Annotated in this window: 17 protein-coding genes; 11 read left to right on the top strand and 6 right to left on the bottom strand. The window is 64.7% G+C overall.

What is annotated here, in order from left to right; all coding sequences use genetic code 11:
• Nucleotides 1-22 precede the first annotated feature (22 nt).
• The 9 genes from NLM31_RS21660 (at nt 23) to NLM31_RS21620 (ending at nt 9,409) form a co-directional block, all read left to right on the top strand.
• Nucleotides 23-1,036, top strand: coding sequence for an HAD family phosphatase (locus tag NLM31_RS21660; RefSeq protein ID WP_254193585.1), 1,014 nt, complete (start codon nt 23-25; stop codon nt 1,034-1,036).
• Between the two features lie 58 nt (nt 1,037-1,094).
• Nucleotides 1,095-1,604: a hypothetical protein gene (locus tag NLM31_RS21655; RefSeq protein ID WP_254193584.1), complete on the top strand. Its 510-nt coding sequence runs from the start codon at nt 1,095-1,097 to the stop codon at nt 1,602-1,604.
• 33 nt (nt 1,605-1,637) lie between these two features.
• Nucleotides 1,638-1,877, top strand: a complete 240-nt coding sequence (locus NLM31_RS21650; RefSeq protein WP_254131274.1) for a DUF3302 domain-containing protein — start codon at nt 1,638-1,640, stop codon at nt 1,875-1,877.
• On the top strand, nt 1,877-2,818 hold the full coding sequence (locus NLM31_RS21645; protein WP_254193583.1) for an HlyD family secretion protein: 942 nt from the start codon (nt 1,877-1,879) through the stop codon (nt 2,816-2,818). The genes NLM31_RS21650 and NLM31_RS21645 overlap by 1 nt, the downstream gene beginning before the upstream one ends.
• 11 nt (nt 2,819-2,829) lie before the next feature.
• Entirely contained in the window at nt 2,830-4,257 is a 1,428-nt protein-coding gene (locus NLM31_RS21640) for a DUF1254 domain-containing protein (RefSeq protein ID WP_254193582.1), read from the top strand.
• A 77-nt stretch (nt 4,258-4,334) separates the two neighbouring features.
• The gene (locus tag NLM31_RS21635; protein WP_254193581.1) at nt 4,335-5,351 is read left to right on the top strand and encodes a transporter; all 1,017 of its coding nucleotides are present in this window, start codon (nt 4,335-4,337) and stop codon (nt 5,349-5,351) included.
• Between the two features lie 21 nt (nt 5,352-5,372).
• Nucleotides 5,373-7,478 (top strand): adenylate/guanylate cyclase domain-containing protein, encoded by a 2,106-nt coding sequence (locus NLM31_RS21630; RefSeq protein WP_254193580.1) that lies wholly within the window; start codon nt 5,373-5,375, stop codon nt 7,476-7,478.
• Nucleotides 7,475-8,479, top strand: coding sequence for an ABC transporter substrate-binding protein (locus NLM31_RS21625; RefSeq protein ID WP_254193579.1), 1,005 nt, complete (start codon nt 7,475-7,477; stop codon nt 8,477-8,479). Before NLM31_RS21630 ends, NLM31_RS21625 begins: the two co-directional genes overlap by 4 nt.
• Before the next feature lie 186 nt (nt 8,480-8,665).
• The gene (locus NLM31_RS21620) at nt 8,666-9,409 is read left to right on the top strand and encodes an SDR family oxidoreductase (RefSeq protein ID WP_254131268.1); all 744 of its coding nucleotides are present in this window, start codon (nt 8,666-8,668) and stop codon (nt 9,407-9,409) included.
• Nucleotides 9,410-9,425: 16 nt separating this feature from the next.
• Here NLM31_RS21620 and NLM31_RS21615 read toward each other — a convergent pair whose 3' ends face one another.
• Nucleotides 9,426-10,433 (bottom strand): L,D-transpeptidase family protein, encoded by a 1,008-nt coding sequence (locus NLM31_RS21615; protein ID WP_254193578.1) that lies wholly within the window; start codon nt 10,431-10,433, stop codon nt 9,426-9,428.
• 155 nt (nt 10,434-10,588) lie between these two features.
• Here NLM31_RS21615 and cax point away from each other — a divergent pair, with 155 nt between their 5' ends.
• Nucleotides 10,589-11,692: a calcium/proton exchanger gene (gene cax, locus NLM31_RS21610; protein WP_254193577.1), complete on the top strand. Its 1,104-nt coding sequence runs from the start codon at nt 10,589-10,591 to the stop codon at nt 11,690-11,692.
• A 249-nt stretch (nt 11,693-11,941) separates the two neighbouring features.
• Nucleotides 11,942-12,376 carry a hypothetical protein gene (locus tag NLM31_RS21605; RefSeq protein WP_254193576.1) on the top strand — a complete coding sequence of 145 codons (435 nt, stop codon included), beginning with the start codon at nt 11,942-11,944 and terminating at the stop codon, nt 12,374-12,376.
• Between the two features lie 40 nt (nt 12,377-12,416).
• Here the strand turns inward: NLM31_RS21605 and NLM31_RS21600 are convergent, their stop codons facing one another.
• From NLM31_RS21600 to NLM31_RS21580, 5 genes are all read right to left on the bottom strand, one after another.
• Complete coding sequence (locus NLM31_RS21600) at nt 12,417-13,415, bottom strand: 4-hydroxythreonine-4-phosphate dehydrogenase PdxA (RefSeq protein ID WP_254193575.1); 999 nt, start codon at nt 13,413-13,415, stop codon at nt 12,417-12,419.
• Nucleotides 13,412-14,950, bottom strand: a complete 1,539-nt coding sequence (locus NLM31_RS21595) for a tripartite tricarboxylate transporter permease (RefSeq protein WP_254193574.1) — start codon at nt 14,948-14,950, stop codon at nt 13,412-13,414. The genes NLM31_RS21600 and NLM31_RS21595 overlap by 4 nt, the downstream gene beginning before the upstream one ends.
• 11 nt (nt 14,951-14,961) lie before the next feature.
• Nucleotides 14,962-15,444 (bottom strand): tripartite tricarboxylate transporter TctB family protein, encoded by a 483-nt coding sequence (locus NLM31_RS21590; RefSeq protein ID WP_254131262.1) that lies wholly within the window; start codon nt 15,442-15,444, stop codon nt 14,962-14,964.
• 148 nt (nt 15,445-15,592) lie between these two features.
• Nucleotides 15,593-16,585: a tripartite tricarboxylate transporter substrate binding protein gene (locus tag NLM31_RS21585; protein ID WP_254193573.1), complete on the bottom strand. Its 993-nt coding sequence runs from the start codon at nt 16,583-16,585 to the stop codon at nt 15,593-15,595.
• 55 nt (nt 16,586-16,640) lie between these two features.
• Nucleotides 16,641-17,900 (bottom strand): CaiB/BaiF CoA-transferase family protein, encoded by a 1,260-nt coding sequence (locus tag NLM31_RS21580; RefSeq protein ID WP_254193572.1) that lies wholly within the window; start codon nt 17,898-17,900, stop codon nt 16,641-16,643.
• Nucleotides 17,901-17,909 lie beyond the last annotated feature (9 nt).

The raw sequence follows: 17,909 nt of genomic DNA, 5'->3' as shown, positions 1-17,909 counted from the left end.
CGATGGAGGAAAGGGAAATGCAATGATGGCACGGCTCGCTGCTCTGCTGCTTGCATGTTTGGCCGGCATCGCCGCTGCGATGGCGCAGCCGGCCGATCTCCTGCCCTCTTGGAACGATGGCGCGGCGAAATCGGCGATTGCCGACTTCGTCGCGCGCGTCACGCGCGACGGCGGGCCGGACTTCGTGCCGCCCGCCGAGCGCATCGCCGTGTTCGACAATGACGGCACGCTGTGGTGCGAGCAGCCGATCTATTTCCAGTTCGCGTTCGGGCTCGACCAGGTCAAGGCGATGGCGCCGCAGCATCCCGAATGGAAGCAGCAGCAGCCGTTCAAGGCGTTCCTCGCCGGCGACAAGGACGCCCTCGCAGCCCAAGGCCAAAAGGCAATGCTCACCCTGCTCGCGGTGGCGCACAGCGGCATGACGACGGACGCTTACGCCCGATCGGTCGGCGACTGGCTGGCGCAGGCCCGGCATCCGCGGTTCAACCGGCCCTACGACGAGCTGATCTACCAGCCGATGGTGGAGCTGCTCGCTTATCTGCGCGCGAACGGTTTCAAGACCTTCATCGTCTCCGGCGGCGGCGTCGAATTCATGCGGGTCTGGGCCGAGAAGGCCTACGGCATTCCGCCGGAGCAGGTCGTGGGCTCGTCCGGCGTCACGCAGTTCAAGCTAGGCGCCGACGGCCGGCCGGTCCTGATGAAGCTGCCGAAGGTCGAATTCATCGACGACGGCCCCGGCAAGCCGTCGGGCATCAACCGCTTCATCGGCCGCCGCCCGATCCTTGCCTTCGGCAATTCGGACGGCGACCAGCAGATGCTGCAATGGACCGCGGCCGGCTCCGGTGCGCGATTCCTCGGCATCGTCCACCACACCGACGCCGCACGCGAATACGCCTACGACCGCCAATCGAAGGTCGGAAAGCTCGACAAGGCCTGGGACGAGGCCACCCAGCGCGGCTGGACCGTCGTGGACATGGCGAAAGACTGGAAGACGGTGTTCGCGTCCGAGCGCGGCAGCACGGGAGCGTCGCAATGACGGGAAACTGGTGATGGATCTGACAGGCAATAAGCAGAAGAGCAAGAAGAGGTACAAAATGTCTAAGCATACCGACGTGGCACGACTGGCAGGCTGCATTCTGGTGCTGGCCGTCGGCATAACGATAGCGCCGGCGACGCTATCGGCGGCCCCGCTTCAACCGACCGCGATCCAGCACGACGCCACGGCGTCGCCCGACCTCATCGAGGTCCGCGCGGCCGGTCGCCGCGGCGGGGCGGCGGTGGGCCCCCGTGGCGGTGCGGTCGTTCATCGCGGCGGAGCTGCCGTCGGTCCGCGCGGCGCGGCCTATCGCGGCACCACAGCCGTCAGAGGACCGCGCGGCAATGTTGCGGTTCGCCACACCACAGCGGTCGCCGGACGTGGCGGTTGGGCACGGCCGGGCTGGTACGGCTGGCCGCGTGGCGGCGCAATTGCCGCGGGTGCCGCGATCGGCGTCGTGACCGCGGCAACGGCGGCCGCATGGGCCGGTGCAGCCCCCGCGCCCGGCATGTGCTGGTACTACACCGATCCGTCCCGCACCCAGGGCTTTTGGGACTATTGCCAGTGACGGCGGCGCGCCAATGACACCGGGGCGGCCATCATGAGCGGCTACGACATCTTCGCCTGGATCGTGCTGGTGATCCTGCTCGCCAGCGGCGTCGCCGTGATCTGCATCGCCGGATGGCTGCCCGGCCATATCGCCAAATCGCGCAACCATCCCTACGCACAGGCGGTGGCGGTCGCCGGCTGGATCACGCTGTTCTTCGGCTTCGCGCTGTGGCCCCTCGCCTTCATCTGGGCCTATGTCGACGTCCCCTCACGCAAGGCAGGAGATGCGTGATGGGCGTTGCGCTATTCAATATCTATCTGGTGCTGCTGTTCCTGCTGGTGCGCTTCAAGATCGTGCCGTTCAACACGTTCTGGAAGGCCTCGCCCGCCATCGTGCTGGCGCTGATCCTGTTCGGGCTCCTGGTTCCGATGGGATGGGGCGCCCCGCAAGGCAATGCGCTGGTGGTGCGCAATGCCGTCTCGATCGTACCCGATGTTGCAGGCGAAGTGACTGATGTCCCCGTCGTCGCCAACGTGCCTCTGCAATCCGGCGACGTGCTGTTCAAGATCGACCCGACGCCCTACGCCGCGCAAGTGAAGGCCATTGACGCCCAGTTCAAGCTCGCGAAGACCCGGCTCGGGCAGATGACCGAGCTCTACGAGAAGGACGCCGGCCGCGGCTTCGACGTCGAGCAGCGCCAGTCCGAGGCCGACCAGTTATCCGGCCAGCTCGAGGCGGCGCAATGGAATCTCGACAAGACCGTCGTGCGCGCTCCGGCCGACGGCTACGTCACCAACCTCGCGCTACGCAAGGGCGCGCGGGTGACGAACTTGCCGCTGTCGCCGGTGATGGCGTTCATCGACACGTCCTCGACCATCATCGGCGTCGAGATCAACCAGATCGATGCGCGTTACGTCGCGCCCGGACAGGAGGTCGAGGCCACCTTCAAATTCGCACCCGGGCAGATCTTTGCCGGCAAGGTCGAGAGCGTGCTCCAGGCGATCGCGACGGGCCAGACGCAAACGTCGGGCACAGCCGTGCTGCCGAAGGCGATCGAGGCCACGCCCTTCATCGTCCGCGTCAGGCTCGACGATGCCGATTTTGTCAAGCGCCTGCCGGCAGGAAGTGCCGGGACGGCGGCGATCTACACCGACCATGTCAAACCGACCCACGTCGTCCGCCGCGTGATCCTGCGCCAGCTTGCGATCCTGAATTACGTCAATCCGTTCTGAGGGAGTGCCACATGTTGAGAGTCATCGCCGGAGCCACCGTTGCTGCATTGGTGGCTTTGAGCGCACAGGCCCAGGCTCCCTCCCCGGATGAGCTCGCCGCGCGCAACATCCATCGCCGCGCCGTCGAGGCGATGATCTGGGCCATGCCGGCGGTCAATACCGACTTGATGCTTCAGGCAATGCTGAGGAGCACGAAAGCCAAGGTCAACGAGATCGTCTATTGGTCGAAGCCAGTGAACTGGAAGAACCAGACGCTGACGCCGAATCCGGACTCGATCTATTTCATGTCGTTCTGGAACGTGAAGGACGGACCGATCGTGCTGGAGATCCCGCCGGCGCAAGGCGGCTCGATCGCGGGCAATATCGTCACGGCGTGGCAGATGCCGCTGGAGGACGCCGGCCCTGAAGGCGCCGACAAGGGCCAAGGTGGCAAATACCTGATCCTGCCGCCCGATTACAAAAGCGCTGTGCCCGCTGGCTACATTCCGCTGCAGTCCGACACATTCAGCGGCTTCGCGCTGCTGCGGTCCAATCTCGCCAGCCATGCCGATGCCGACGTCACCAAATCGGTCGCTTATGGCAAGCAGATCAAGATCTATCCATTGTCGAGCGCGAAGGAGCCGCCCGCGACCAACTTCACAGACGCCTATGACGTCTTGTTCGACTCGACGATCCCGTATGATTCGAGCTTCTATCGCGGCCTCGACCGCGTCGTGCAGAGCGAACCATGGCTCGATCGCGACCGCGCGATGATCGATCAGCTTGCAACCATTGGCATCGTGAAAGGCAAGCCGTTTGATCCGGACCAGAAGACCGTCGTGCTGCTGGACCAGGCTGCGGGCGAGGCCCACGCCATCCTGGCGCAGATCTATGACGCGGGCTTCCCCGCAATCAATCCGGGAATCCGCTGGTTCCCGGCTGCGGTGGCTGAAATGGTGAGGGCTGCAAGCAGCGGATACGCCGATCCGAATGCATACCCGGTCGATGCGCGGGGCGTGACCTACACGCTCGGCTTCACCGGCATCAAGCGGCTCGGTACCGCCCAGTTCTATCTGATGTCGAACAAGGACAAGGACGGCCAGCCGTTTGACGGTGGCGCCACCTATCGCCTGACCGTGCCGGCCAACGCGCCGGTCAAGCAATACTGGTCCGCCACCGTCTACGACCGTGAAACCCACGCCCTGGTGCGCAACATGCCGAGCGCCAGCCGCGCCTCGATCAGCCCCGGCCTCCAGAAAAATGCCGACGGCTCGGTCGATGTCTATTTCGGCCCGAAGGCGCCCGACGGCAAGGAAGCCAATTGGGTGCCGACCGACCCTGCCCGCAAGTTCGAGCTGCTGTTTCGCCTCTACGGGCCGGAAAAGCCGCTGTTCGATCACAGCTGGAAGCTGCCCGACGTCGAGCGGGTCGCGACCACGATCGGAGGCGCCACAAAGTAGATGAGCCATGACGACGGCTTTGAGGGACGATTGGACTTGCTCGGGTGGATGACTTGATGGGACCAAGGAGACGCAACATGACGGGACATTTTCGGAAGACCACGCTTGCGGCGACGTTCGCGGCGATGAGCTTCACCGCCCAGCCTGCCCTCGCCGATTCCGGCGGCGTCAGCTTCTGGCTCCCCGGCATCTTCGGCAGCCTCGCCGCCGTTCCGGTCGCGCCGGGATGGGCCTATTCGACCATCTACATTCATCTCAACGAAAGAGCCGGCGCCGGGCAGAACTTCGTCACCAGCGGAGGTATTCCCGGTTCGGTGACGGCCGGCCTCAACGCGCATGCCGACGTGCTCGTGCAAGGCATCACCTACACCTCGGCGATGCCGGTGCTCGGCGGCCAGGCCGCCTTCACGCTGCTCACTGCGCCCGGCAATATCGGCGTCGGCATCGACGCGACGCTGACCGGACCGCGCGGCAATGCCATCTCGGGCGGCGTCAACGACAACCGAACCACGCTGACAGACGTGTTCTACCAGGGCACGCTGAAATGGAACCAGGGCGTCCACAACGAGATGGTCTACGTCACGGGCAACATCCCGAGTGGGACGTACGACTCCACCCGGCTCGCCAATTTGAGCTTCGGCTTCCCCGCGGTCGACGCCGGGGCCGGCTACACCTATCTCGACCCCAAAAGCGGCCATGAATTTTCGGTCGTCGGCGGGCTCACCTATAATTTCATGAACGGCGCGCTGCAGTACCAGAACGGCATCGATTTCCATGTCGACTGGGCCGCCTCGCAGTTCGTCAGCAAGACCGTCCATGTCGGCATCGCCGGCTATTTCTTCCAGCAACTCACCGACGACAGCGGCCCCGGCGCCAAGCTCGGCGGCTTCCGCGGACAGGCGGTCGGCATCGGACCACAAATCGGCTTCATGATCCCGATGTCCGATGGCTATCAGGGCTATCTCAACGTCCGCGGCTACAAGGATCTCGAGGTCCAGAACCGGCCGAGCAGCTGGTCGACCTGGGTGACCTTCTCGCTCTCCCAGGCCGCTTCGCCGCCAGCCGCGACCAAGCCCATTGTTCGAAAGTATTGACGGAGGCGTCACGCAGCCGCAATGCCCGGAGATCAGACCAGAAAGCGCCCATTCAGCATCGGCTTTCAAACATCGATCATCACGGTGTTCGTGGCCGTCGTGCTGCTTGTCGGCCTGACCCTGGTCTATCTCAGCTTCGAGCGCGTGACCTCGATCACGCGCACGGCGGCGAGCGGCTTCATCGAGAAGGTCGCGCAACTCGGGTCCGACCATGTCGACGAACAGTTCAAAAATGTTCGCGACAATCTCGACATCCTGTCCGGCCTGACGCCGATCCAGGAAGCCGACATCGCGGACAATACGCGGCTCTACAGCCTGATGGCGGCGATGCTGCGCAACAACCCGCAGCTGTTCAACCTCTATGTCGGCTATGAGGACGGCTCGTTCATCGAGATGGATGTGATCGACCGCGCCAAGCCGGCGTTCCGCGCCAGCCTGAGGGTCGATCAGGACGCGGCGTTCCGGCTGGTCGTGATCTCGCGCACGGCCGGCGCCGCGCCAGTCACGCAATATCTGTCGGAGAACCTGATCCAGGTCGCCGAGGTCCCCGGCCCCACCGGCTACGATCCCCGGCAGCGGCCCTGGTATGTCGAGGCGTTCAAGAACGACAAGACGCTGCTGACCGGGCCCTACGTGTTCTATGCCACGGGCGAGCCCGGCTACACATTGCGCACGCCCCTGAAGGAAGGACGCCGCGGCGTCGTCGCCGGCGACGTGCTGCTGAACCGGTTCGAGGCCATGCTGGGGGAGCAGAAGCTCGGCCAATCCGGGCTCGCCTTCCTGTTCAACGATGCCGAGCGCATCGTCGGTCATCCCGAGATGAGCCGCCTGATGGCGGAGATCCCGGAGCGGCAGGACGATTTGCCGCAAATTGGCGCGCTCAAGCTGCCCGCATTGGTTCCGATCATCCGGTCCTGGCGCGATGGCGGGCCTGCGCAGCAATTCTTCGCCGATGCGTCGGGCCGGACCTATGTCGCAGCGGTGCACCGGCTGGAGACGGCCGGCTCGGCCAATGTCCGGCTCGCGATGATCGCGCCGCTCGACGAATTCTACGCCCAGATCATCGGCGAGCGGCGCGCGCTGTTCGCACTGGCGCTCGCCTTCGTCGGTGCCACACTACCGTTCGCGTTCTGGCTGGGATCGCGGATGGCGCAGCCGCTGCGCAAGCTGGTCGAGGAGACCGACGCGATCCAGCGCTTCGACATCGCGGAGCGGCCGCGCATCCATTCCGCGATTGCCGAGATCGAGGAGCTCGGGCGCTCGGTCTTCACCATGCGCAGCGTGGTCAGCAGCTTTGCCAGCTTCATTCCCCGCCCGATCGTGCGTCAGCTCATCGAAACCGGCTCGTCGCTCCGCCTCGGCGGCAGCAGGCGCGAGGTCACGGTGCTGTTCACGGATGTCGCCGACTTCACCGCCAAGACCGAGCGGGCCGACCCGTCGCAGGTGATGATCTTCACCTCGCGCTACTTCGCAGCACTCTCGGACGAGATCATGCGGCACAGAGGCACGATCGACAAATACATTGGCGACGCCGTGATGGCGTTCTGGAACGCGCCCGCGGATGACCCTGATCATACCGTCAACGCCTGCCGCGCCGTGCTGGCATGCCTTACGGCAAACGAGTCCCTCAACAAGGAGTTCAGGCGCGAGGGCTGGCCGCCTTACGACACGCGTTACGGCCTGCATGTCGGAGATGCCGTGATCGGCAATGTCGGCTCCAGCGACCGGATGAACTACACCGCGCTCGGCGCCACCGTGAACCTGGCCTCGCGGCTGGAGGGCCTCAACAAGAATTATGGCACGCGCGTGCTGGTCAGCGCAGCGGTCCGTGCGCGCGTCGGCCATGCGTTCCTGTTGCGCAGCGTCGACAGCATCACGCCGAAGGGATTTGCCGAGCCGATCGAGGTCAGCGAGCTGCGCGGCGAGCTGGCGCAGGCGAGCGAAGCCGAGATCATCATGTGCCAGCGCTGGGACGAGGTGTTTGCCGCGATTGCGCAGGACGGCGCGGCCGACACCACCCTGGTCCGGCTCTCCGGCTTCCTGCACGACTACCCCAAGGACGGCATCGCGCAGTTTCACGCCCAGCGTTTTCGCGGCACCGCCCGCAATTCGGGAGCAGCGGCATGAGCGCCCACCCCATCAGCCGCCGGCGAGTCCTGCGCCTCGGTACGGCGCTGGCCGGCGCCTCGGCACTCGGAATGCCCGCCATCGCACAGGCGCGCAGAAAAGTCCGGCTCGGCTATCTCCATGTGGTCGCCGTGGACGGGCATATCTGGACCGGGCTGGATCGCGGCTCGTTCGATCGCGAGGGCATCGATTTCGAGCTGCACGAATTCAACACCGGCCCTGAAGTGTTCGAAGCGATGATGCGCGGAAAGACCGATGTCGCTTCGGCGGGCGGTGTCATCTCCAATTATCTCGCGCTCGGCCGCGGCCGGGGCTTTCTCATCAATGACATCGAGGTTGCGACCGCGCAGCTCTGGGTCCGGCCGTCGCTCGGGATCAACAAGTTCGCCGATCTCAGGGGCAAGCGGATCGCGACGACCATGAAGACCACGGCGCACATCTTTCTCGACCGCGCGCTGAAGGCCAACAACATCGCCCCATCCGAGGTGGAGATCGTCAACGCCAGCATGCCCGATGCCGTCAAGGCGTTCATCGCCGGCCAGGTACCGGCCGTGGCGCTGTGGGTGCCGTTCAATGTCGCCGTGCGCGAGGCGCTGCCTGACGCCGTGAAACTGGTGGACGCCTCCGCCTTCTATCCGCAATCCGCCGTGCTCGGCGGCTGGGCGGCGCGGCTGGATTATTATGCCGACAACAAAGAGGTCCTGAGCAGGATCATCCGCGCCTGGGTCGACGCCAACGACCACATGGTGCGCAATCCGGCCGCTGCCACGGAGGCGCTCCAGGTTCACTACAAGCCGTCACGCCCCCAGGACATCGCTGAAGCCTTCAAGGCGCAAAAGCTCTATTCCGCGCGCGAATGGCGGCGGCTCTATGCCGATGGCACCGTGCTGAAATGGTTGCAGCAGGCCAGCGACTTCTTCATGGCGGACGCCGGTGTCACCGGCGCACAGCGCGCGTCGGATTATTTTGATACGCAGCTCTATCTGGCGGCAACTGGATAGAGACCAGCAGCCGCAAAAGATCCCTCACCGCATTTTTCCCGGAACGCACGTCTCTCGCGCAAGTTTTGTCCGTGACGGGCGAGAGCGTGGCCAGCAACTCTGATAAGATGGATCTCGCCAACGCGAGAGCGTGAGCATCCGCTGGATTTGGTCAACTTACGTTCCCCAATGTCGAGGAGGCACGCCATGAAGTTCGTCGTGATCGGCGGAACCGGGCTGATCGGATCCCAGCTCGTTGCGAAGCTCAAGCAGCAGGGCCACGAGGTCATCGCGGCCTCGCCGAAATCCGGCGTGAATGCCGTTACAGGGGAAGGTCTCACCACGGTGCTGGCCGGCGCGGATGTCGTCGTCGACGTCGCCAATTCACCATCCTGGGAGCCTGCCGCCGTGCTCGAATTCTTCCAGCGTTCGAGCCAGAACCTGGTCGCTGCCGAAGCCAAAGCTGGCGTCAAGCATCATGTCGCGCTGTCGATCGTGGGGACCGACCGTTCGCCCGACATCGCCTATTTCCGTGCCAAGCTCGCGCAGGAGACCGTCATCAAGGCCTCGCCGATCCCCTACTCGATCGTCCGCGCCACCCAGTTCTTCGAATTCCTCGGCGCCATCGGCGAAGCAGGTGTGATCGACGGCAAGATCGTCGTTCCCTCGGCGCTGTTCCAGCCGATCGCATCGGTCGACGTCGCAGATAGCCTTGCCGAGGTCGCAACGGGACGGCCCTTGAACGGCACGATCGACATCGCAGGTCCCGAGAAGGCGCCCTTCAATGAATTCGTCGCGCGACGCCTGAAGGCGGCTGGCGACGGCCGCCAAGTGGTGGGAGACCGAAAGGCGCAGTATTACGGCGTCGCCATCGATGACACGACGCTCGTCCCGCTCGGCGAGGCGCGGCTCGGAAAGACGCCGCTCGCAACCTGGTTGACGGGCATCTAGAGATCTGGCGCGGGCATCATCCGCCCTCCACGAACGCCACCGGCGTCCCTTTCGCGACGCTGGCCGCGACGCGTTCGGCGTCCCAATTGGTGAGACGAACGCAGCCGTGCGATTGCCCCTTCGAGATATTTTGCGGCGACGGCGTGCCATGGATGCCGTAGCCGTCGGCAGACAGGTTGATCCACATCGTGCCGACCGGATTGTTCGGGCCGGGCCTGATCTTGAAGGGTCTTCGCGCATGAACGCCCTTGAAATGATAGGCGGGATTGTAGCGATAGGTCGGATTTGGATCGATCTCGGTGACCTTCAGCGTACCTGATGGCGACGGCTTCTCCTCGCTTCCCACGCTGGCGGGATAAAACCCGATCAGCACGTTCGACTTGTCGAGCAGTTTGACGGTCTGCCGCTTCTTGTCGATCTCGACCCTATCGGCCTTGGCAGGCGCCGCATTGCTCCCGTCGCTGGTGTCGACGACGGCGATGGTCTCGCCGGCACGGTCGAAGTGGCGCCCGGGGTTGAGCGCGGCGAGCAACTGTTCGCTCATGTGAAATTTCTCGGCCAATCCTTCGCGCGGACTGGTGTAGCCGAGCGTCGGAATGTCCTTCATGTCCTCCATCTTCGACGGGAGCTTGCGCAGGAACGGGCCTGCGACGTCCTTGTCGGTGATGGTGTAGGTCGCCATAGGTGGCCGCGCGTCCGCCTGCAGCGCCTTCCAGACGTCATCCGTCAATTCATCCGAACTCGGCAATTGCCGCGCTTCCGCATAGGCGCGCAGCGCCTTCCTGGCATTCTCGCCGAACCTGCCATCGATCTCGCCGGGCGAGAAATGGGCCCTGTCCAGCAGCACCTGCAGACGCACGCCCGCCGGGGTCGGCTTCTCGTTCGAGAGGGTCTTCTTCGATGGTTCAGCCGAACCGATCGCGGCTGCGTCCATCCCGGCGGCGAGCGCCGGCGCGGCCGCTAGGGCAAGGAGCGCGACGGAGAAGGCAATTCTCGCTGCCGCGTGTGGCACCTGCTCGGCCATGGTCCAACTCCGACGTGGCGAGGTTTGTCGGATCGGCAACTCGGCTCGACGGCAGAAGTTTCCAGTTCTTCCCGGCCGACCGCGATCGTTGAGCTAGATCAAGTCTCACGTCCCCCCGGACGGCAGGCTCGATGCATTCCCGTTGAGGACGGCGCATGAATCTGCTGCTCAAGGAAATCCGGCACAACCCATTGCTCTGGCTTCTGGTGTTCGTGCCCGTGGTGATCGTCCTCGCGCAGGTCAGGCCGGATGCTCATACCCTGCTGTTCGTGCTGGCCGTCATTGCCATCATCCCGCTCGCGAGCCTGCTCAGCCATGCCACTGAAGCGGTTGCCGAGAAGACGGGCGATGCGATTGGCGGGCTGTTGAATGCCACGCTTGGCAATCTGACCGAACTCATCATCGCGATCGCTGCGTTGCAGGCCGGTGAATACATGCTGGTGAAGGCTTCCATCGCGGGCGCGATTGTCACCAACTCGCTATTCATGCTCGGCGCCTCCCTGCTGCTGGGAGGACTGAAATATCCGACGCAGGAGTACAACCGCGCCGGCGGCAGGCTCTATTCCGCGTTGCTGCTGATGGCGACCATCGCCCTGCTCTCGCCGTCGGCCATCGCCGATCTCGACTTCGCCGGAGAGGAAAGCGCGGTGCAGCGGTTGAGCACCGCCTTGGCAATCCTGCTGATTGCGGCCTATGGCCTCAGCCTGTTGTTCTCGATGAAGACCCACAAGGAGCTGTTTGCCAGCGAGGATCACGGCGAAGCGGCCGGACCCGCGCTGCCGATCGGGATTGCCGTCCCGACCTTGCTGGTCGTAACCGTGCTCGTCGCGATCGTCAGCGAGATTTTCGTGGAATCCGTGCAGAAGGCGGCCGAAACGCTTGGCATGAGCCCGGCCTTCGTCGGCTTTGTTGTCGTCGCTCTGGTGGGAGCTGCGGCCGAGATGGCGGTGGCGTTCTCGGCGGCCCGCCACAACCGGCTCGACCTCAGCGTCAGCATCGCGCTTGGAAGCGCATCCCAGATCGCCCTGTTCGTTGCTCCGATCCTCGTGTTGTTGAGCTATCTGGTCGGGCCGCACCCGATGGATCTCCAATTCTGGCGCGGCGCGGTGACCATGGTGATGATCGCGACCGTGGTGACATGCTTCGTCACCAACAGCGGACGATCGGCATGGTTCATCGGCGCGCTCCTGCTGTTCATCTATGCCATCTTCGCCATGACGCTCTACATGATACCGCCCGGCTCGCACGGCCCGGTCTAGATCGTGGCCGGTTTAACGGCGCGATCCGGGACGCGGCACGTCAGCATGGCTGGCGTTGTTCGGAAATCCTCCCGGCAACCTTGATCTAGCGCAATGCGCGAGCCGCAGGCAGGCGCAACGCCATCCGCGGGCAGGAAACCGTGGAGCCAATCCATGACTTGTTTGCGTCCAAGAAATATTGCGATCGGGGCCTCAACCTTTGTGTGTGCCGCACTGCTGTCCTTTAGCTGGTCCGGACAAGGCGGCCCCGTGTTGTCGATCGACAGCGCTCAGGCGCGTGTCGGCCGTCCGCTGACACCCGTCAGCGTCGCCGGCGTTGCACGGCGTCAGTATCGGCGGGGCAACTATGGCTACGGCGCCGCTGCCGTTGGAGCCGGCCTCGCCGGCGCAGCCGTGGTGGGCACAACGGCCGCCGTCGCCGCGGCCACCTCACCCTTCGGCGATCCCTACAACAACGGCTATTACGGGAACGGGCCGTATGTCGGCAACAATGCCCTTGCCGCCAACGCCTATTATGCCGGGCCGGCTGAGACCAGCCCGTTCTACCTGCAGCGCGCCTACTCCGGAAGCGCCCCGTGGTACGGCCACAACGGGTGGACTGACTACAAGGCGCGCAATGGCATCGTCTGCGATCCCGGCACCACGTTCAAAGGTGGTGACGGCCTGATGCACGTCTGTCAGTAGCGTCTCAGCGCTGCGGCAAGGGGCGGCTCAAGCGTCGCCCCTACGCCGCGCCCGCCATCTCGGCCGCAAGCAGCACCGCCGCTCGGCTGGCGCCGGTCGACGCAACGCCTTGGCCAGCGATGTCGTAAGCGGTGCCGTGCGCGGGCGTGCAGATCGGAAACGGAAAGCCGCCGAGCAAGGTGACGCCGCGATCGAACCCCATCAGCTTCATCGCGATCTGGCCCTGGTCGTGATACATCGTCAGCACCGCATCGAAGGCGCCGGCCTTGGCGCGCAGGAACACGGTGTCGGCCGGAAACGGTCCCTCCACGGCAATGCCGTCGCGCTGGCCCGCTTCCACCACCGGCGCGATGACATCGATCTCCTCACGGCCGAAATTGCCGCCGTCGCCGGCGTGCGGGTTGAGGCCGGCGACCGCGATCCGCGGCCGCGCAAAGCCGGCATTGCGCATGCAGGCATCGGTCAGCTTCAGCGCACGCTGGATGCGCTCGCCGGAGAGTTTTGCAGCCACATCCTTGAGCGGAATGTGCGAGGTGACCCGCGCATTCCAGAGTTCACCCAGCACGTTGAATTCGCTGGCCGGCGTCTTGAGCCCGGCGACTTCCGCGGAGAATGCGATCTCGTCGTCATAGTCGGCGCGGGCATACCGCATCGCCTGCTTGTTGAACGGCGTGAAGCAGACGGCATCGACACAACCGTCCCGGGCAAGCTCGAGCGCGAGGCGGTAATTGGCAAGCGCGAACCTGCCGCCGGCAAGGGTCGCGGTTTTCGGTTCGACCTCCTTGGGGTCGAGATGGCCGAGATCGATAAACAGCGCCTCGCCTTTCGCCGCGCGAAAGTCGGCCCCCTGCTCCACCTTCGTCAGCTCCGGCGTGACGCCGGCGACGCGTGCGCCCGCGTCGAAGATGCGGCGATCGCCGATCACGACCAGGCGGCAGCGGCTGCGGATCTCGTCCAGCGCCACGAGCTTTGCCGTCAGCTCCGGGCTGATGCCGGCGGGATCTCCCATTGCGAGCGCAATGAGCGGCTTTGCGGTCATATGATCACCTTTTCTTGGGCGCGCGTCTCGGCAGTGGACGAATTGGGCTTGCGGAAGGGCCGCACCAGCTGCAGCACCAGCGGAAGCAGCAGCAGCGCGATGCCGCCCATGACCAGGCAGGTCACCAGCTTGTTGGCAAAGAAGATGCCGAGGGATCCCTTGGACATCAGCATCGACTGCCGGAACGCATCCTCCGCCTTGTCGCCGATGACGATGGCGAGCACCAGCGGTGCCAGTGGATAGAACAGTTTCTTGAAGAGATAGCCGACCACGCCGAAGCCGAGCATCATGACGACGTCGAGATAGGAGTTCGACACCGAATAGGCGCCGACGACGCAGATGATCACGATCAGCGGCGCGATGATCACGAAGGGAATTCGCATCAACGCGGCAAACACCGGCACGGTCAGCAGCACCAGCGCGACCGCGACGATGTTGCCGACATACATCGAGGCGATCAGGCCCCACACAAAATCCTTCTGGTCGACGAACAGCATCGGTCCGGGATTGAGGCCCCAGATCATCAGTCCGCCCATCATCACGGCCGCGGTCGCCGAGCCGGGAATGCCGAGCGAAAGCATCGGCAGCAACGCGCTGGTGCCGGCGGCATGATCGGCGGTCTCCGGCGAGATGATGCCTTCGACCTCACCGGTGCCGAAATAGCGGCCGCGGCGCGAGAAGCGGCGGGCGATGCCGTAGCTCATGAAGGATGCCGCGGTCGGACCACCCGGCGTGATCCCCATCCAGCAGCCGATCGCGGCGCTCCGCAGCAGCGCAACGCCGTGCTGTGGCAGGCGGCTGACGGCGCGAAACACCTCGCGCCAGTCGATCTTCGAGGAGACGGCGCGCGCGTGAAATTCCTCCTCGACCGCGACCAGCAGCTCGCCGATGCCGAACAGACCCATCACAGCGACGACGAAGTTGACGCCCTTGACCAGCTCGTCCACGCCCATGGTGAGGCGAACGCTGCCGGAAACCGTGTCGATGCCGATGGCGGCGATGGCAAAGCCGATGGCGAGCGCCACCACGGTCTTGATCGGCGCCGCGCCGCCCATGCCGACGAAGCTTGCGAAAGCCAGGAAATAGACCGCGAAATATTCCGGCGGACCGAAGGCAAGCGCGACCTGCGCCACCCAGGACGCCAGGAAGGTGATCAGGATGACGCCAATCAGCGCACCGAACGCCGCCGAGCCGAAGGCGGTGGCCAGCGCCGTGGTCGGCCGGCCGTCCCGCGCCATCGGATAGCCGTCGAAGGTCGTCGCGACCGAGGACGGCTCGCCCGGGATGTTGAACAGGATCGAGGTCACCGATCCCCCGAACAGCGCGCCCCAATACATGCTGGAAAGCAGGATGATCGCCGACACCGGCTGCATGCCGAAGGTCAACGGCAGCAGCAGCGACACACCGTTCGGCGCACCCAGCCCCGGCAGCACGCCGACGAGGATGCCGAGCAGCACGCCCACGGCCATCAGGGCCAGATGCGGCACGGTGACCGCGATGGTGAAGCCGTGAAGGAGTTCCTGGAGATTATCCATCGGGTGCTCCCCTAGAACCCAAGAACAGCGGCGACCGCGCCGTGCGGCAGGCTCACCTGAAACATGCGCTCAAACACGACGTAGAGCGCGAGCGCCGTTGCCGCCGCCGTCACCGCCGAACGCACCACGGATTGGTGCCGAGGGATCGCGAGCACCGCGAACACGTAAGCCGCCGACGCCAGATACATCCCGAGCAGCGGGATGGCGGCAACGAAGATCGCGGCCGGCACGAACAGTCCCGCCAGCCGCCGCAGCTCAACGGACGTGATCGCGATGGGAACGCTGGCAAGCGTCGCGGCCGGCACGACGCCGCGCGCCAGATTGTAGAGGCTGCCGGCGACGATGATGATGCCGGTCAGAAACGGGAACGTGCCGGAATCCACGCCCGCGCTCGACCAGCCGATACCGTTGTCCAGACTCTGGACCACCACCGCAACGCCAAAACTGCCGGTGAGGATCGCGGTCGCGAGTTCGAGGGCGCGGCGCGAGATCATCGAAGGCTCCCTTGTGGCATCGGACAGCGGCCGGCTAAGACGCCCACGTCTTTGCCCAGCATTCGCTGTCGTCCCTGCGTTCGCAGGGACGACAGCGGAGCTGGTGGGTAAGCCCTGCTTCCATCAAAGCTGATGCAACAGCCCCGCCTCACTTGACCAGCCAGCCCTGCTCGCTTGCAACCTGCCTGAGGTGCTCGAGATCCTCCTTGATGAATTTGTCGAAGTCCGCCCCGGTGAGGAACGTGTCGATCTGCGAGCTCTTGTCGATGTAGTCCTTCCACTCCGGCGTCGCCTGCACCTTTTTCATGAGATCGACATAATAGGCGGCCTGCTCCGGCGTGACCTTGCCGGGCAACCAGACCGTCCGCGGCTGCTCATATTGCTTGATGTCGAGACCCTGTTCGGCACAGGTCGGCACGTCGCCCCAGCCTTCGGTGGCCGTGACCTTGGCGCCTTGCGGCAGCCGCTTCGGACTGAAGACACACAGCGGGCGCTGCGTGCCACCGCGCCACTGCCCAATGCTTTCGCTGGGATTGTTGACGTGGGAATCCAGATGTCCGCCGGCAAGCTGCACGGCGGTTTCGGCACCGCTCTTGAAGGGGATGTAGGTCAGCTTCACATGGCCGGCCTTCTCGATCATGCGGGTCAGGACCTCGTCGGTGTCCTTGGACTGCGCACCGCCCATCTTGAAGTCGCCGGTTGCCGCAGCCTTCAGGTAATCGCCAGCCGTCTTGTAGGGCGCGTCCTGCTTGACCCAGAGCAGGAATTCGTCCTGCGCCATCGCCGCGATCGGGGTGAGGTCGGTGTAGTTGAAGGCGACCTTGGAGACGAGCGGCTGCTGCCAGGCGTTCGAGGTCCCGAAGATCACCTTGTAGGGATCGCCGGCAGAAGCCTTGCCGTAGACATAGCCTTCGGCGCCGCTGCCGCCGGCCTTGTTGACGACGACGATCGGCTGGTCCGTCAGCTTGTACTTGGTGATGATGTTCTGCACCGCACGGGCGATGTTGTCGGTGCCGCCGCCAGGACCTGCGGTCGCCACGAACTCGATCGGCTTCTGCGGCTGCCAGGCAGCAAACGCCGGCGCAATGCCTGCGAACACGGCTGCACTGACGGACAACATGAAGAGAGACGTCCCACGCATGATTTCCTCCAACTGATTTTTTCTGTTTTGTTTGATCAGCCGTCTCGACGTCCGCTCAGGCGACGCGCTCCCTGCTCTCCCCTGAAGCCGAAACGATTGCGCCTTCTTGTTCGAGCGCTTCGATTTGCTTTTGATCGAACCCGTGCTCGGCGAGCACCTCGCGCGTATGTTCGCCATAGATGGGCGCGCCGGACACAACCTTGCCCGGCGTTTCCGAGAACTTGACCGGCAACCCGATCGTCTTGACCGGGCCGAGCGTGGAATGCTCGACCTCGACGACCATCTCGCGCGCCAGCGTCTGCGGATCGCCGAGCGCCTCCAGCATGTCGTGCACGGGGCCGCAGGGCACGCCCTTCTCGTCCAGCGCCGCGAGCCAATGCGCCCGCGACTGCGTGCGGAAGCGTTCGCTCAGGACGGCTTCGAGCTCCTTCAAATTCGCCATGCGGTCGGCGCCGTTGACGAAGCGCGGATCGGAGGCCAATTCGCTCGCGCCGAGCGCTTCCAGCATCAACAGCCAGTGCTTCTTGTTGGCCCCGCCGACAACCAGCCAGCCATCGGAGGCTTCGAACGCCTGGTAAGGCGCGTTCAGCGGATGGGCCGACCCCATCGCGCGCGGCGCGGTGCCGGCGGCGAGCGCGATCGTCGACTGCCAATAGGTCTGCACCAGCGCCGCTTCGTAGAGCGAGGTCTCGACCCACTGCCCCTCGCCGGTCTTGAGACGGTGAGTGTAGGCAGCGAGGATCCCCATGCTCGCGAGCAGACCGGCGGTGATGTCGGATAGCGGCGGGCCACATTTCACCGGCGGGCCATCGGGGCGTTCGCCAGTGAAGCTCATGATGCCGCTCATGGCCTGCGCGACCAGGTCAAAGCCGCGACGGTGCTTGTAGGGACCGGTGCGACCAAAGCCCGACAGCGAGCAATAGATCAGCGCAGGGAATTTTTCGTGCAGCTCTTCATAGCCAAACCCAAGGCGCTCCATCGCGCCCGGCGCAAAATTCTCGACCAGCACGTCGGCGTCGGCGATCAGCCGCCGCAGCACCTCCTTGCCGCCGTCGGTCTTCAGATCCAGCACGATGCCGCGCTTGTTGCGGTTCATCATGAGGAACGAGGCGGCCTCGTCGCCGATCCTGGGCGGCACCGAATGACGGGTATCGTCGCCGTTCGGCCATTTCTCGATCTTGATGACGTCGGCGCCCATGTCGGCGAGCATCAGGGTGCAGGTCGGCCCCGCCATGACATGGGTGAGATCGACGACCTTGAGGCCCGCGAGCGGGCCGGAACGACGTGAGGTGGATTGCGATCGATCGCTTGGCATCGGGACGTC

The organism is Bradyrhizobium sp. CCGUVB4N (assembly GCF_024199945.1).
GTDB lineage: Bacteria > Pseudomonadota > Alphaproteobacteria > Rhizobiales > Xanthobacteraceae > Bradyrhizobium.
Note: the sequence above shows the minus strand (reverse complement) of the source record. Positions and strands in the feature narration are given on the sequence as shown.

Bases quoted from the DNA above. Each gene is read 5' to 3' on its own strand.
- cax (WP_254193577.1), top strand. From the start codon at position 10,589: ATGAATCTGCTGCTCAAGGAAATCCGGCACAACCCATTGCTCTGGCTT.
- NLM31_RS21580 (WP_254193572.1), bottom strand. From the start codon at position 17,900: ATGCCAAGCGATCGATCGCAATCCACCTCACGTCGTTCCGGCCCGCTC.
- NLM31_RS21620 (WP_254131268.1), top strand. From the start codon at position 8,666: ATGAAGTTCGTCGTGATCGGCGGAACCGGGCTGATCGGATCCCAGCTC.
- NLM31_RS21655 (WP_254193584.1), top strand. From the start codon at position 1,095: ATGTCTAAGCATACCGACGTGGCACGACTGGCAGGCTGCATTCTGGTG.
- NLM31_RS21595 (WP_254193574.1), bottom strand. From the start codon at position 14,950: ATGGATAATCTCCAGGAACTCCTTCACGGCTTCACCATCGCGGTCACC.
- NLM31_RS21585 (WP_254193573.1), bottom strand. From the start codon at position 16,585: ATGCGTGGGACGTCTCTCTTCATGTTGTCCGTCAGTGCAGCCGTGTTC.
- NLM31_RS21600 (WP_254193575.1), bottom strand. From the start codon at position 13,415: ATGACCGCAAAGCCGCTCATTGCGCTCGCAATGGGAGATCCCGCCGGC.
- NLM31_RS21645 (WP_254193583.1), top strand. From the start codon at position 1,877: ATGGGCGTTGCGCTATTCAATATCTATCTGGTGCTGCTGTTCCTGCTG.
- NLM31_RS21660 (WP_254193585.1), top strand. From the start codon at position 23: ATGATGGCACGGCTCGCTGCTCTGCTGCTTGCATGTTTGGCCGGCATC.
- NLM31_RS21635 (WP_254193581.1), top strand. From the start codon at position 4,335: ATGACGGGACATTTTCGGAAGACCACGCTTGCGGCGACGTTCGCGGCG.
- NLM31_RS21615 (WP_254193578.1), bottom strand. From the start codon at position 10,433: ATGGCCGAGCAGGTGCCACACGCGGCAGCGAGAATTGCCTTCTCCGTC.
- NLM31_RS21650 (WP_254131274.1), top strand. From the start codon at position 1,638: ATGAGCGGCTACGACATCTTCGCCTGGATCGTGCTGGTGATCCTGCTC.
- NLM31_RS21625 (WP_254193579.1), top strand. From the start codon at position 7,475: ATGAGCGCCCACCCCATCAGCCGCCGGCGAGTCCTGCGCCTCGGTACG.
- NLM31_RS21590 (WP_254131262.1), bottom strand. From the start codon at position 15,444: ATGATCTCGCGCCGCGCCCTCGAACTCGCGACCGCGATCCTCACCGGC.
- NLM31_RS21640 (WP_254193582.1), top strand. From the start codon at position 2,830: ATGTTGAGAGTCATCGCCGGAGCCACCGTTGCTGCATTGGTGGCTTTG.
- NLM31_RS21630 (WP_254193580.1), top strand. From the start codon at position 5,373: ATGCCCGGAGATCAGACCAGAAAGCGCCCATTCAGCATCGGCTTTCAA.